The sequence below is a fragment of the Marinobacter sp. NP-4(2019) genome (genome assembly GCF_003994855.1).
Taxonomy (GTDB): domain Bacteria; phylum Pseudomonadota; class Gammaproteobacteria; order Pseudomonadales; family Oleiphilaceae; genus Marinobacter.
Genome location: NZ_CP034142.1, coordinates 895,435 through 907,883, shown reverse-complemented (window position 1 = coordinate 907,883; position 12,449 = coordinate 895,435). Strand labels below are relative to the sequence as shown.

Below are 12,449 nucleotides of genomic sequence, written 5' to 3'. Positions count from 1 at the left end.
ACTCAGTTTTCAGGGATGACCCAACCTCCTTGCGGGCCTCCGGATTTCAAGAACTGCTACCCTGCCGGACAAATGGAAAGTCCGCAAGTAACCCCTCATCAAAGTGTTGACGATCCACCTTCAGGTAGGCAGTGTCGGCTTCCTCCAGAATCACCACATCCTGTACACCGGGAAGCTGCCGGAAGGCATCGTCAATGTTATCAAACTGGCTGTGTGCCACCTGCTGTAACTGTACCACGAAACTGGTGGTGTAACCCGGCGATGGCATCGTCAACGCGACCACCAACCACAACACCAACACAGCTGCCATCAGCCACAACACCCCGCTGACGCCTACCTGCTCCAGCAACATGCCTCCAATAGCACCACCAACAAAAGCACCCAGAAACTGGGAGGTGGAATACACCCCCATGGCCGTCCCTTTACTCGCCGCCGGTGATTCCTTGCTGATCAGTGAAGGCAGAGAAGCCTCCAGCAGGTTGAACGCCATGAAAAAGAAAAAGAGTACTGCCCAGGCTGCCATCAAGCTGACGCTGATATGAGCCAGACCAGCCGTTGCCATAGTTAACAAGGCAATGGCACCGCACAGCACCGGCTTCATCTTGCGTTTTTTCTCGCCAATGATGATAAACGGCACCATGGCAAAGAACGAAGTCACCATGACCGTCAGATAGAACCACCAGTGGGACGATGATGGCAGCCCCAACTGATCCTGCAACAGGGTCGGAAACACCAGGAAAATGGCTGTCAGTGCCAGATGCAGGGCAAAAATACCGAAATCCAGGCGCAGCAGACGGTGATCTGACAGCACCCTGGCCAGCATGGCCCTGGCAGGTCGTGTATCCGCACTTATCTTGTGCTGATGCGGGGTTGGCACCAGACGCCAAACAATCACCATCGCCACCAGCGCCAGCATAGCCGTCAGGTAAAACAGACCTGACAGGCCAAAAGCGGACCCGATCAGGGGACCAAGCACCAGGGAGACGGAAAACGACAGGCCAATGGAAATCCCCACCGTTGCCATTGCCTTGGTGCGTTCCTCTTCCCGCGTCAGGTCACTGAGCAAAGCCATCAACACACTGGCAATGGCGCCTGCTCCCTGAAGGATCCGTCCGGCAATCACAACGTATATTGAGTCAGTGGATGCGGCCACGAGACTGCCAGCAGCAAAGAGAATCAGACCGATGTAGATCATCCGCTTGCGGCCCACGCGGTCCGACAGCAGGCCAAAGGGAATCTGCAACAACGCCTGGCTCAGACCGTAGGCACCGATGGCAAGACCAATCAGCGTCGGGGTCGAGCCCCGCAAGTCGTCACCTAACAGGACAAACACCGGCATCACCATGAACAGGCCCAGCATCCGCATGGCATAAACCGATGCCAACGCCGCTACTGATCGCCTTTCAAGTGCATTCATGGGGGTGCCTTTCATTAATTCGGTTTCTGGCGGACAGCCGCCTTTCCGGAAACCGCGCATTGTACCAGAACACGGTTCACCAAGGCACAGGGGCCAAATGGGACACCGGATAGTCACTTACCCTCACGGCTTTCGCCGGGCGGGGTATAACACGGTATAATCCCGTTTTTTCTTCGAGCGAGGTGTTATGGATCATATCCAGATCAAAGGGGCGCGGACCCACAACCTGAAGAACATCGACCTGGATATGCCGAGGGACAAGCTGATCGTGATTACCGGCCTGTCCGGCTCCGGCAAATCATCCCTTGCCTTTGATACCCTTTACGCTGAAGGACAGCGTCGCTATGTCGAATCCCTGTCCACCTACGCGCGCCAGTTTCTGTCAATGATGGAAAAGCCGGACGTGGACCACATCGAAGGTCTGTCACCGGCGATTTCCATCGAGCAGAAGTCCACCTCCCACAACCCCCGATCTACCGTCGGTACCATCACTGAAATATACGACTATCTGCGACTGCTGTTTGCCCGCGCGGGCGAGCCCCGCTGCCCGGACCACGGCCAGCCCCTGGAGGCCCAGACCGTCAGCCAGATGGTGGACCAGGTACTGGCAATGCCCGAGGACAGCAAGTTGATGATCCTTGCCCCGGTTATCCGCGACCGTAAGGGCGAACACCTCCAGGTGGTGGAAACCATGCGCAGCCAGGGCTTCATCCGATTGCGCATTGACGGCAAGGTGTATGATATCGACGACCTGCCGACACTGGACAAAAAACGCAAGCACCAGATCGACGTCGTCGTCGACCGCTTCAAGGTCAAGTCCGGCCTGGAACAGCGTCTGGCGGAGAGCTTCGAGACCGCCCTGGCTCTGGCCGATGGCATTGCACTGGTCGCCCCCATGAGCGGCGAAGGCGAGGAACACACTTTTTCCGCCCGCTATGCCTGTACCCAGTGTGGCTACTCCCTCAGTGAACTGGAGCCCCGGCTGTTCTCTTTCAACAACCCGGCAGGCGCCTGCCCGACTTGCGACGGCCTCGGCGTTAAGCAGTTTTTCGACCCCGAGAAAATCGTCCAGCACCCGGAAGCCAATCTGGCAGCCGGCGCCATCAAAGGCTGGGATCGCCGAGCCGTTTACTATTTCCAGATGCTGACCAGCGTCGCTGAACACTTTGGCGTCGACATGGAAACGCCATGGGTGGATTTACCCGAGGAGTTCCGCCAGACCCTGCTGTACGGCTCCGGTAAGGAGAACATCCCCTTCCGCTACGTGAACTCCCGTGGCCACATCATGGAGAAGGCTCATCCGTTTGAAGGCATCCTGCCGAACCTTGAGCGCCGCTACCGGGAAACCGAGTCCCAGAGCATGCGGGAAGAACTCGCGCGCAACCTGAGCACACAACCCTGCAAGGACTGTCATGGCTCACGCCTGCGGCGCGGCGCGCGCCATGTGTTTGTCGAGAATCACAACATTTCCGACGTCACTCACCTCCCGGTGGGCGAAGCTTACGATTATTTCGAGACCCTGTCCCTCCCGGGCCGTAAGGGTGAGATTGCCGAAAAAATACTCAAGGAAGTCCGTCAGCGCCTGCAATTTCTGGTCAACGTGGGCCTCGAATACCTGACGCTGGAGCGCAGTGCCGACACATTGTCCGGCGGCGAGGCCCAGCGTATCCGCCTGGCCAGCCAGATCGGCGCCGGCCTGGTCGGGGTGATGTATATCCTCGATGAGCCGTCTATTGGCCTCCATCAACGCGACAACGACCGACTGCTGGCCACACTCACCCACCTCCGGGACCTCGGCAATACCGTGATCGTCGTAGAACATGACGAAGACGCCATTCGTGCAGCCGACCATGTGATCGATATTGGGCCAGGCGCCGGCATCCACGGCGGCCAGATCATCGCCCAGGGGACCCCCGAGGACATCATTAGCAATAACGATTCGCTCACAGGGCAGTACTTAAATGGCACCCGTGAGATTGCCATCCCCGCAACCAGAAACACTGGAAGCGGCAAGCGGCTTACCCTCTCCGGCGCCAGCGGTAACAATTTACAGAACGTCACGCTTAATATTCCACTAGGCATTATGACGTGCATAACCGGCGTGTCTGGCTCCGGGAAGTCCACCCTGATCAACGGGACACTTTACCCGGTCGCTGCCGCCAAGCTAAACAAGGCGACCAGTTTGACCCACGCACCCTACGAGAAACTCAAGGGCCTGGATCACCTCGACAAAGTCATAGATATCGACCAAAGCCCGATCGGTCGCACACCACGCTCAAATCCGGCCACCTATACCGGATTGTTCACCCCAATCCGGGAACTCTTTGCCGGCACACAGGAAGCACGAAGCCGCGGCTACAAGCCCGGACGCTTCAGTTTTAACGTCAAGGGCGGTCGCTGTGAAGCCTGCCAGGGCGACGGGGTGATCAAGGTTGAGATGCACTTCCTACCGGATGTGTACGTCCCCTGCGACGTTTGCAAGGGCAAGCGCTACAACCGGGAAACCCTGGAAGTCCGCTACAAAGGCAAAAATATCCACGAAGTGCTGGAGATGACCGTCGAGGAAGGCCGGGAATTCTTTGATCCGGTTCCCTTCATTGCCCGCAAGCTACAGACCCTGATCGACGTCGGCCTCTCCTACATCCGCTTGGGGCAGAGCGCCGTCACCCTGTCAGGGGGCGAAGCCCAGCGGGTCAAACTGGCGAAAGAACTGTCCAAACGCGACACCGGCAAGACGCTCTACATTCTGGACGAGCCCACCACTGGCCTGCACTTCTATGACATCCAGCAGTTGCTGAACGTTCTGCAACGCCTGCGCGACCACGGCAATACCATTATCGTGATTGAGCACAACCTGGACGTCATCAAGACCGCCGACTGGATTGTCGATCTCGGCCCCGAAGGCGGCTCCGGTGGCGGACAGATCATCGCTGAGGGTACACCCGAGCAAGTCGCCAAGAACGCCAGATCCCACACGGGACACTACCTGAAGCCTATGCTAGGCTGAGCTTAGACACTAAAGGCGGCTCCACCGCCTTTAGTCACTCTGCGACTGCCGGTAATTCTGCTCGCCCATAAGTTTGATCAGGCGCAGCTGCTTCTCCAGCCAGTAGGCATGGTCTTCCTCTGTGTCTCCCAACTGGATCCGCAGGATATCCCGGCTCTGATAATCACCCAGGGATTCACACAGTTCAATGGCATCGGCCAGATTTTCCCGAACCTGATATTCCAGCCGCAGATCCGACTCCAACCGCTCAATCAGGGTACCGCCCGGCTCAATGGCATGGGGTGTCATGTCCACATCGCCCTCCAGGAACAGGATTCGCTGCAGGATAGCGTCAGCGTGTTCCGTTTCCTCCTGCATTTCATGATCAAGGCGCTCATACAACTTTTGCAAGCCCTCATCCTGATATTGGCGGGAATGAAGGAAATACTGATCGCGGGCTGCCAGCTCGCCCTTCAACAGTTCACGCAGGCATTTGATAACCTCTGGATGACCTTTCATGGAACAGTCCTCGACTGACGAATGAGTCCCTCATTATGCCCGCCCCTTCGCCTACTTTCCAGATCGACCCTGGATATTTTCCAATAATATCAATACATTAACCTGATACTAAAAGACAATCACAATGGTTATCAGCCAGACATAAAAAAACCGGGCCCTACCGGGCCCGGTTTTTTTGAACAACTCCGAAGCCTTTACTCTTCGTCGTCGTCCATTTCTTCCGCTTCGATATCCAGCGGACGGCCAACCAGCTCGACGAATGCCATCGGGGCATTGTCGCCGGCACGGAAGCCGCACTTCAGGATACGAAGGTAACCACCCGGACGCTCGCTGTAGCGGGGACCCAGCTCATCAAAAAGCTTGGCTACCGCAGCATCGTTGCGCAGGCGAGAAAACGCCAGACGACGATTCGCGACCGAATCATTCTTTGAGAGCGTGATCAAAGGCTCAGCTACACGACGAAGCTCTTTGGCTTTCGGCAGCGTTGTCTTGATCAGCTCGTGTTCAACCAGTGACGCAGTCATGTTACGGAACATGGCCTTGCGATGCGCACTGGTCCTACTGAACTTACGACCACTCTTACGATGACGCATTGCTCTTATTCCTTACCTTAAACTAATCGGCGATTAACCGCCCAGAACCCGGTCGTCGCCACGGAGGCTCGCCGGCGGCCAGTTATCAAGACGCATACCCAGTGACAGACCGCGGGACGCAAGTACGTCCTTGATCTCGGTGAGCGACTTTTTACCAAGGTTAGGCGTCTTCAGCAGCTCAACTTCTGTGCGCTGGATCAGATCGCCGATGTAGTAGATGTTCTCAGCCTTCAAGCAGTTAGCTGAACGCACTGTCAATTCCAGATCATCCACCGGACGCAGCAGAATCGGATCGATTTCTTCCTCTTCTTCCACGCGCTCAGGCTCTTTCTCGTGATCAAAATCAACAAACACCGCCAGTTGCTGCTGGAGAATGGTTGCGGCCCGGCGAATTGCTTCCTCCGGATCGATAGTACCATTGGTTTCCAGATCAATAACCAGCTTGTCCAGGTCGGTACGCTGCTCTACCCGTGCACTTTCCACGGCGTAAGCGACACGACGAACCGGACTGAAAGTCGCATCCAGCTGCAGGCGTCCGATAGCGCGAGTTTCGTCCTCGTCCAGACCCCGCTGATCGGCCGGCTCATAGCCGCGACCACGAGCAACCTTCAGGCGCATGTTCACTTCACCCTTTTCACTCAGGTGACAGATCACATGATCCGGGTTGGTGATCTCGACATCATGATCCAGCTTGATATCTCCGGCTGTAACAGCGCCCGGGCCTTTCTTGCTGAGGGTGACCTCGGCTTCATCCCGACCGCCCATCTTGACAGCTACGCCCTTGAGATTCAGAAGAATCTCGATGACGTCTTCCTGGACACCCTCAATTGCGCTGTACTCATGCAGAACGCCGTCAATCTGTGCTTCAGTGATCGCACAGCCCGGCATTGAGGACAAGAGTATACGACGCAGTGCGCTGCCCAGGGTATGACCGAACCCTCTTTCCAGAGGCTCCAGTGTCACCTTGGCACGCGTGGCGCTTGATTCCTTCACGTCAATGGTACGAGGTGTCAATAACTCATGTACTGAACGCTGCATAGACGCCCCTATCTGCTCTCGTTGCTAACTGGGCTTTACTTCGAGTAAAGCTCGACGATGAGGTTCTCGTTGATGTCGGCCGGCAGTTCAGTACGCTCTGGCACTGACTTGTAAACGCCGGACATCTTGCTGGCGTCGACCTCTACCCAGCTCACCGGCGCGCGGCTTGCAGACAGATCCAGCGCGCCTTTAACGCGAAGCTGGTTTTTTGCCTTTTCACGCACGCTCACAACATCACCCGGCTTAACCTGGTAGGAAGGAATGTTCACTACCTTGTCGTTGACCAGGATCGCCTTGTGAGAAACGAGCTGACGGGATTCAGCACGGGTAGAACCAAAACCCATGCGATATACAACGTTGTCGAGACGCCCTTCAAGCAGCTGCAGCAGGTTTTCACCGGTTGCACCTTTGATGCGGGCCGCCTCTTTGTAGTAGTTACGGAACTGCTTCTCCAGCACACCGTAAATACGACGGACTTTCTGTTTTTCACGAAGCTGTACGCCGTACTCGGACAGACGACCGCGACGCGCGCCGTGCATACCCGGCGGAGTCTCGATGTTGCACTTGGAATCGAGCGCGCGAACACCGCTCTTCAGAAAAAGATCTGTCCCTTCACGACGAGACAGCTTGCACTTCGGGCCTATATAACGAGCCATTTTTCACTGTCTCCTGTGTTAGACGCGGCGCTTTTTGGGCGGACGACAGCCGTTATGGGGAATCGGCGTCACATCAGTGATGTTGGTGATCTTGTAGCCACACGCGTTCAGCGCGCGAACTGCAGATTCACGTCCGGGCCCAGGACCCTTAACCTCTACGTCCAGGTTTTTAAGGCCGTATTCAGCAGCCGCATTACCGGCTCTTTCAGCTGCTACCTGCGCAGCAAAAGGTGTACTCTTGCGTGACCCACGGAAACCGGAACCACCAGAGGTAGCCCAGGACAGGACGTTGCCCTGACGGTCAGAAATGGTCACGATAGTGTTGTTGAAGGACGCGTGAATGTGCGCGACGCCATCAACAACCGTCTTTTTCACCTTTTTACGGGTACGTGTACCTGGCTTTGCCATGTTTGCCTACCTGTTACTTACGAATAGGTTTGCGAGGACCTTTACGGGTGCGAGCGTTGGTCTTGGTGCGCTGGCCACGGACCGGAAGGCCATGACGATGACGCAGACCACGGTGGCATCCGAGATCCTTCAAACGCTTAATGTTCATCTGTACTTCACGACGCAGATCGCCTTCGACAGACACCTTGCCCACTTCAGTACGAAGCGATTCAAGCTGCTCGTCGGACAGGTCTTTGACCTTGACGTCCGGCTTGACGCCGGTTGCATCGCAAAGCTTTTGGGCTGTCGTCTTGCCAACACCGAAGATGTAGGTCAGCGAGATAACAGCATGTTTGTTATCGGGTATATTGACACCGGCTATACGTGCCATCCAAATTACTCCGCGTTCAAAGCTTTGCTGTGTGAATTTTCCGCCACAAAAAGGGCGCGAAATAATAGCGCCTGACCCTATCAAGAGTCAAGCGCTATCATTCCGAAACCCTGCAATGTCAGGAAGGCTTCCCGAAGGAATCAGCCCTGGCGCTGCTTGTGACGAGGCTCCGAGCAAATGACTCGTACTGAGCCATTGCGACGAATTACTTTGCAGTTACGGCAAATTTTCTTTACCGAAGCGCGTACTTTCATTGTCGACTCCAGTTTTCAAGGGGAACGGTTTTAACCGTTCCGACCATAGCCCTTGAGATTGGACTTCTTCATCAGCGATTCATACTGATGGGACATCAGGTGCGACTGAACCTGCGCCATGAAATCCATCACCACGACTACAACAATCAGCAGTGAGGTACCACCCAGATAGAACGGTACATTCCCGGCCACCATCAGGAACTGAGGGAACAGGGAAACTGCTGCAATGTACATTGCACCGAACAGGGTCAGCCGGGTCAGAACGCCATCGATATACTTGGCCGTCTGATCACCGGGACGAATGCCCGGAATAAACGCTCCAGAGCGCTTGAGGTTATCCGCAACTTCTTTCGGGTTGTACATCAACGCTGTGTAGAAGAAGCAGAAGAAAACTACTGCCGCCGCAAACAGGATGATATACAGGGGCTGGCTCGGCGCCAGTGCCTGGGAAATATCGCTCAACCACTCCATGCCTTCGCCCTGACCAAACCACTGCCCCAGGGATGCCGGGAACAATAGGATCGAGGAAGCAAAAATGGGCGGAATAACACCGGCCATATTGACCTTCAACGGCAGATGGCTGGACTGCTGGGCAAATACCCGGCGGCCCTGCTGACGCTTGGCATAGTTGATGGTCAGACGACGCTGACCGCGCTCCATGAACACCACGAAGCCAACCACGGCAATCGCCAGCACACCAATACCCAGAACAACGAGAAGACTCATCTCACCGTTGCGGGCCTGCGACAGAGTCTGACCGATAGCACCGGGCAACCCGGCAACGATACCCGCAAAAATCAGCAGGGAAATACCATTACCAACGCCACGCTCGGTGATCTGCTCACCCAGCCACATCATGAAGACGGCACCACTGACAAAAGATACAACCGCCACGAAGTGGAAGCTGAAGCTGTCATTAAAGGTGACGCCCTGAGATGCCAGACCGACAGAAATACCAAAGCCCTGAACCAGGGCCAGGATAACCGTACCATACCGCGTGTACTGGCTGATCTTGCGACGACCTGCCTCGCCTTCCTTTTTCAGCTGCTCAAGCTGCGGACTGACCGCAGTCATGAGCTGCATGATGATGGAAGCGGAGATGTACGGCATGATACCGAGTGCGAAGATACTCATGCGCTCAAGCGCACCACCGGAAAACATGTTGAACAGGCTCAGGATTGTGCCCTGGTTCTGATCAAACAATGCTGCCAGGCGGTCAGGGTTAATACCCGGCACCGGGATATGGGCACCGATCCGGTACACCAACAATGCCAGGAAGACAAACCAGAGCCGCGAACGCAGCTCTGCCAGTCCTTTTCCCGCGCCCGCAGGCAATGATGCTGTCTTGGCCATTTAGTCCTCGACTCGCCTTAGTCTTCGACTTTTCCACCCGCGGCAGTAATCGCCTCGCGTGCGCCCTTGGTCACTCGCAGACCCTTTACAGTTACCGCCCGGCTCAATTCGCCGGAAAGGATCACCTTGGCTTCGCGAATCTCTTCACGAACGATGTCTGCTTTCTTGAGTGCTTCGAGGTCTACCACGTCACCTTCCACCTTCGCCAGTTCGTTCAGGCGAATCTCAGCAACATAACGCTGCTGACGGGAGGTGAAACCAAACTTCGGCAGACGGCGGGCCAACGGCTGCTGACCACCCTCGAAACCGGGAGCAACACTGCCACCGGAACGGGCTTTAAGACCCTTGTGACCACGGCCACCGGTTTTACCGAGACCGCTACCGATACCGCGACCTACGCGCTTGGCAGCAGGACGTGAACCGGGATCCGGACTAAGTTCGTTCAGACGCATCTTAGTTCTCCTCCACCCGAACCAGGTAATCAACCCGGTTGATCATGCCGCGGATGGAAGGAGTATCTTCCACTTCCACGGTGTGACCGATTTTACGAAGACCCAGGCCCTTGACGCACAGTTTGTGCTTGGGCTGGCAGCCGATGGGGCTGCGGGTCAGTGTAACTTTGATCGTTTTTGCGTTCGCCATGACTTCAACCCAGAATCTCTTCCACGGTTTTACCGCGCTTGGCTGCAATATCCTCAGGCGCCTGTGTCGCCTGGAGACCCTTGATGGTGGAACGTACCACGTTCACCGGGTTGGTAGACCCGTAACACTTGGACAGTACGTTCTGAACACCCGCCACTTCCAGTACCGCACGCATCGCGCCACCGGCGATGATACCTGTACCCTCGGAAGCTGGCTGCATGTAGACCTTGGAGCCGCCATGCTGAGCCTTGACCGGGTATTGCAGAGTTGTACCGTCAAGCGGAACCTCTACCATATTCTTACGTGCAGCTTCCATGGCCTTCTGGATAGCGACCGGCACTTCACGCGCCTTGCCACGACCAAAACCAACGCGACCTTTGCCATCACCCACTACAGTCAGTGCGGTGAAGGCGAAAATACGGCCACCTTTTACAACCTTGGCGACACGATTGACCTGAACCAGCTTCTCCTGGAGCTCAGGCGCCTTCTGTTCGTTAACGCTCATCTTCTCCACCTCTTAGAATTGCAAGCCAGCTTCACGGGCTGCGTCGGCCAGAGCCTGAACACGGCCGTGATAACGGTAACCGGAGCGGTCAAAAGCAACGCTCTCTACACCTGCCGCCTTGGCACGCTCAGCAATCAGCTGACCGACCTTTTTGGCAGCTTCCACGTTACCGGTTGCACCCTGGCGCAGTTCCTTATCCAACGTGGAGGCAGTGGCAATAACCTTGCTGCCATCTGCAGTTGTAACCTGGGCATACATATGACGCGGCGTGCGGTGAACGCACAGGCGGTCGGTACCCAGCTTACGGATCTTCATGCGCACTTTGCGTGCGCGACGCAATCTTTCGTTATTCGCGCTCATAGTCCCGCCTTATTTCTTCTTGGCTTCTTTGCGTCTGACCTGCTCATCCGCATAACGCACACCCTTGCCTTTGTAAGGCTCTGGCGGACGGAATGCGCGGACTTCCGCAGCGACCTGGCCAACCTGTTGCTTGTCGATTCCGCGAATCACAACTTCCGTATTGGACGGAGTTTCAGCGGTAATCCCCTCGGGCAGCTCATACTCGACCGGGTGTGAAAAACCCAGTGTCAGGTTGAGCTTCTTACCTTGCGCCTGGGCACGGTAACCTACGCCCGTCAGCGCGAGCTTACGCTCCCAGCCTGTAGAGACACCGGTCACCATGTTGTTGACCAGTGCACGGGTGGTACCAGCAAGAGCGCGGGACTGTTTTGCACCATCGCGGGGCGCAAAGCGAAGAACACCGTCTTCCTGCTTTACTTCAACCGCCTGGTGAATGGTAAATTGAAGCGCTCCCTTGGAACCCTTCACATTGATTTCCTGTCCGTTCAGCTTAACCTCAACACCGGAAGGCAGCACGACAGGATTATTGGCAACCCTGGACATGTGATTCTCCTAGAATACGGTGCAGATGACTTCGCCACCCACGCCAGCAGCTCGTGCGGCGCGGTCTGTCATAACGCCCTTGGACGTTGAGACAATCGCGACTCCCAGACCGCCGGATACTTTCGGCAGTTCCCCAGCGCCTTTGTACTGGCGCAGACTCGGACGGCTGACCCGCTTGATCTCTTCAATAACCGGCTTGCCACCGAAGTATTTCAGAGTAATCGTCAGCTCGGGCTTCGCGTCGGCTGAAACGGAAAAATCTTCAACGTAACCCTCGTCCTTAAGGACCTGGGCGACGGAGATCTTCATCTTTGAGGACGGCATAGCAACGTCTGCTTTTGATGCCATCTGTGCATTACGGATACGGGTAAACATATCCGCAAGCGTATCTTGCATACTCATTGGTATGAGGCTCCTGATCTTTTTAGTTGTGCAGCGGCTTGCCGCACCGCTTACCAACGGGCACCTGACCGGGTGGCCAGGATGCCTGTCTTACCAGCTTGCCTTGGTCAGACCCGGTACGTCACCGCGCATGCCGTATTCACGGAGCTTGATCCGTGAAAGCTCGAACTTGCGCAGAACGCCGTGGGGGCGACCAGTCACCTGGCAACGATTACGAAGACGTGACGGGCTGGCATCACGAGGAAGCTGTTGCAGCTTCATCTGTGCGTCCCAACGCTCTTCATCGCTGGTATTCGGGTTCTTGATAATCGCCTTGAGCTCGGCACGCTTCGCTGCAAACTTCGCAACGGTTTTTTCGCGCTTGAGCTCACGGTTCTTCATGGAAACCTTAGCCATTACACTC

General features: G+C 56.0%; 17 protein-coding genes. 1 reads left to right on the top strand and 16 read right to left on the bottom strand.

Annotated elements, in window-relative coordinates; all coding sequences use genetic code 11:
* Positions 1-46 precede the first annotated feature (46 nt).
* Positions 47-1,417: an MFS transporter gene (locus EHN06_RS04130; RefSeq protein ID WP_127330416.1), complete on the bottom strand. Its 1,371-nt coding sequence runs from the start codon at positions 1,415-1,417 to the stop codon at positions 47-49.
* Positions 1,418-1,604: 187 nt separating this feature from the next.
* Here EHN06_RS04130 and uvrA point away from each other — a divergent pair, with 187 nt between their 5' ends.
* The gene (gene uvrA, locus EHN06_RS04125) at positions 1,605-4,424 is read left to right on the top strand and encodes an excinuclease ABC subunit UvrA (RefSeq protein WP_127330414.1); all 2,820 of its coding nucleotides are present in this window, start codon (positions 1,605-1,607) and stop codon (positions 4,422-4,424) included.
* 30 nt (positions 4,425-4,454) lie between these two features.
* Here the strand turns inward: uvrA and bfr are convergent, their stop codons facing one another.
* The 15 genes from bfr to rpsN form a co-directional block, all read right to left on the bottom strand.
* Positions 4,455-4,922: a bacterioferritin gene (bfr, locus tag EHN06_RS04120; RefSeq protein WP_127330412.1), complete on the bottom strand. Its 468-nt coding sequence runs from the start codon at positions 4,920-4,922 to the stop codon at positions 4,455-4,457.
* Positions 4,923-5,116: 194 nt separating this feature from the next.
* Positions 5,117-5,515, bottom strand: coding sequence for a 50S ribosomal protein L17 (rplQ, locus tag EHN06_RS04115; RefSeq protein WP_127330410.1), 399 nt, complete (start codon positions 5,513-5,515; stop codon positions 5,117-5,119).
* Between the two features lie 33 nt (positions 5,516-5,548).
* Positions 5,549-6,553 (bottom strand): DNA-directed RNA polymerase subunit alpha, encoded by a 1,005-nt coding sequence (locus EHN06_RS04110; protein WP_127330408.1) that lies wholly within the window; start codon positions 6,551-6,553, stop codon positions 5,549-5,551.
* Between the two features lie 35 nt (positions 6,554-6,588).
* A complete protein-coding gene (rpsD, locus tag EHN06_RS04105; RefSeq protein ID WP_012139791.1) occupies positions 6,589-7,209 on the bottom strand; it encodes a 30S ribosomal protein S4 in 621 nt (206 codons plus the stop codon).
* Between the two features lie 18 nt (positions 7,210-7,227).
* On the bottom strand, positions 7,228-7,617 hold the full coding sequence (rpsK, locus tag EHN06_RS04100; RefSeq protein ID WP_007153992.1) for a 30S ribosomal protein S11: 390 nt from the start codon (positions 7,615-7,617) through the stop codon (positions 7,228-7,230).
* 13 nt (positions 7,618-7,630) lie between these two features.
* The gene (rpsM, locus tag EHN06_RS04095; protein WP_012139789.1) at positions 7,631-7,987 is read right to left on the bottom strand and encodes a 30S ribosomal protein S13; all 357 of its coding nucleotides are present in this window, start codon (positions 7,985-7,987) and stop codon (positions 7,631-7,633) included.
* Between the two features lie 140 nt (positions 7,988-8,127).
* Positions 8,128-8,241 carry a 50S ribosomal protein L36 gene (gene rpmJ, locus EHN06_RS04090; RefSeq protein WP_008174902.1) on the bottom strand — a complete coding sequence of 38 codons (114 nt, stop codon included), beginning with the start codon at positions 8,239-8,241 and terminating at the stop codon, positions 8,128-8,130.
* A 30-nt stretch (positions 8,242-8,271) separates the two neighbouring features.
* A complete protein-coding gene (secY, locus tag EHN06_RS04085) occupies positions 8,272-9,594 on the bottom strand; it encodes a preprotein translocase subunit SecY (protein WP_127330406.1) in 1,323 nt (440 codons plus the stop codon).
* Positions 9,595-9,611: 17 nt separating this feature from the next.
* Positions 9,612-10,046 carry a 50S ribosomal protein L15 gene (gene rplO / locus EHN06_RS04080; RefSeq protein WP_127330404.1) on the bottom strand — a complete coding sequence of 145 codons (435 nt, stop codon included), beginning with the start codon at positions 10,044-10,046 and terminating at the stop codon, positions 9,612-9,614.
* Between the two features lies 1 nt (position 10,047).
* A complete protein-coding gene (gene rpmD / locus EHN06_RS04075) occupies positions 10,048-10,236 on the bottom strand; it encodes a 50S ribosomal protein L30 (RefSeq protein ID WP_012139786.1) in 189 nt (62 codons plus the stop codon).
* 4 nt (positions 10,237-10,240) lie between these two features.
* Positions 10,241-10,741, bottom strand: coding sequence for a 30S ribosomal protein S5 (gene rpsE, locus EHN06_RS04070; protein ID WP_008174892.1), 501 nt, complete (start codon positions 10,739-10,741; stop codon positions 10,241-10,243).
* A 12-nt stretch (positions 10,742-10,753) separates the two neighbouring features.
* Positions 10,754-11,101, bottom strand: a complete 348-nt coding sequence (gene rplR, locus EHN06_RS04065; RefSeq protein WP_012139782.1) for a 50S ribosomal protein L18 — start codon at positions 11,099-11,101, stop codon at positions 10,754-10,756.
* Between the two features lie 9 nt (positions 11,102-11,110).
* Entirely contained in the window at positions 11,111-11,644 is a 534-nt protein-coding gene (rplF, locus tag EHN06_RS04060; protein ID WP_127330402.1) for a 50S ribosomal protein L6, read from the bottom strand.
* Between the two features lie 9 nt (positions 11,645-11,653).
* On the bottom strand, positions 11,654-12,046 hold the full coding sequence (gene rpsH / locus EHN06_RS04055; RefSeq protein WP_048497749.1) for a 30S ribosomal protein S8: 393 nt from the start codon (positions 12,044-12,046) through the stop codon (positions 11,654-11,656).
* A gap of 90 nt (positions 12,047-12,136) precedes the next feature.
* Positions 12,137-12,442 carry a 30S ribosomal protein S14 gene (gene rpsN / locus EHN06_RS04050; RefSeq protein ID WP_012139779.1) on the bottom strand — a complete coding sequence of 102 codons (306 nt, stop codon included), beginning with the start codon at positions 12,440-12,442 and terminating at the stop codon, positions 12,137-12,139.
* Positions 12,443-12,449: the final 7 nt, after the last annotated feature.

Coding starts and splice junctions, on each gene's coding strand:
- rpsD (WP_012139791.1), bottom strand. CDS start 7,209: ATGGCTCGTTATATAGGCCCGAAGTGCAAGCTGTCTCGTCGTGAAGGG.
- rplF (WP_127330402.1), bottom strand. CDS start 11,644: ATGTCCAGGGTTGCCAATAATCCTGTCGTGCTGCCTTCCGGTGTTGAG.
- bfr (WP_127330412.1), bottom strand. CDS start 4,922: ATGAAAGGTCATCCAGAGGTTATCAAATGCCTGCGTGAACTGTTGAAG.
- EHN06_RS04130 (WP_127330416.1), bottom strand. CDS start 1,417: ATGAATGCACTTGAAAGGCGATCAGTAGCGGCGTTGGCATCGGTTTAT.
- rpsH (WP_048497749.1), bottom strand. CDS start 12,046: ATGAGTATGCAAGATACGCTTGCGGATATGTTTACCCGTATCCGTAAT.
- rpmJ (WP_008174902.1), bottom strand. CDS start 8,241: ATGAAAGTACGCGCTTCGGTAAAGAAAATTTGCCGTAACTGCAAAGTA.
- rpsK (WP_007153992.1), bottom strand. CDS start 7,617: ATGGCAAAGCCAGGTACACGTACCCGTAAAAAGGTGAAAAAGACGGTT.
- rplQ (WP_127330410.1), bottom strand. CDS start 5,515: ATGCGTCATCGTAAGAGTGGTCGTAAGTTCAGTAGGACCAGTGCGCAT.
- EHN06_RS04110 (WP_127330408.1), bottom strand. CDS start 6,553: ATGCAGCGTTCAGTACATGAGTTATTGACACCTCGTACCATTGACGTG.
- rplO (WP_127330404.1), bottom strand. CDS start 10,046: ATGCGTCTGAACGAACTTAGTCCGGATCCCGGTTCACGTCCTGCTGCC.
- secY (WP_127330406.1), bottom strand. CDS start 9,594: ATGGCCAAGACAGCATCATTGCCTGCGGGCGCGGGAAAAGGACTGGCA.
- rpsE (WP_008174892.1), bottom strand. CDS start 10,741: ATGAGCGTTAACGAACAGAAGGCGCCTGAGCTCCAGGAGAAGCTGGTT.
- rpmD (WP_012139786.1), bottom strand. CDS start 10,236: ATGGCGAACGCAAAAACGATCAAAGTTACACTGACCCGCAGCCCCATC.
- rplR (WP_012139782.1), bottom strand. CDS start 11,101: ATGAGCGCGAATAACGAAAGATTGCGTCGCGCACGCAAAGTGCGCATG.
- uvrA (WP_127330414.1), top strand. CDS start 1,605: ATGGATCATATCCAGATCAAAGGGGCGCGGACCCACAACCTGAAGAAC.
- rpsN (WP_012139779.1), bottom strand. CDS start 12,442: ATGGCTAAGGTTTCCATGAAGAACCGTGAGCTCAAGCGCGAAAAAACC.
- rpsM (WP_012139789.1), bottom strand. CDS start 7,987: ATGGCACGTATAGCCGGTGTCAATATACCCGATAACAAACATGCTGTT.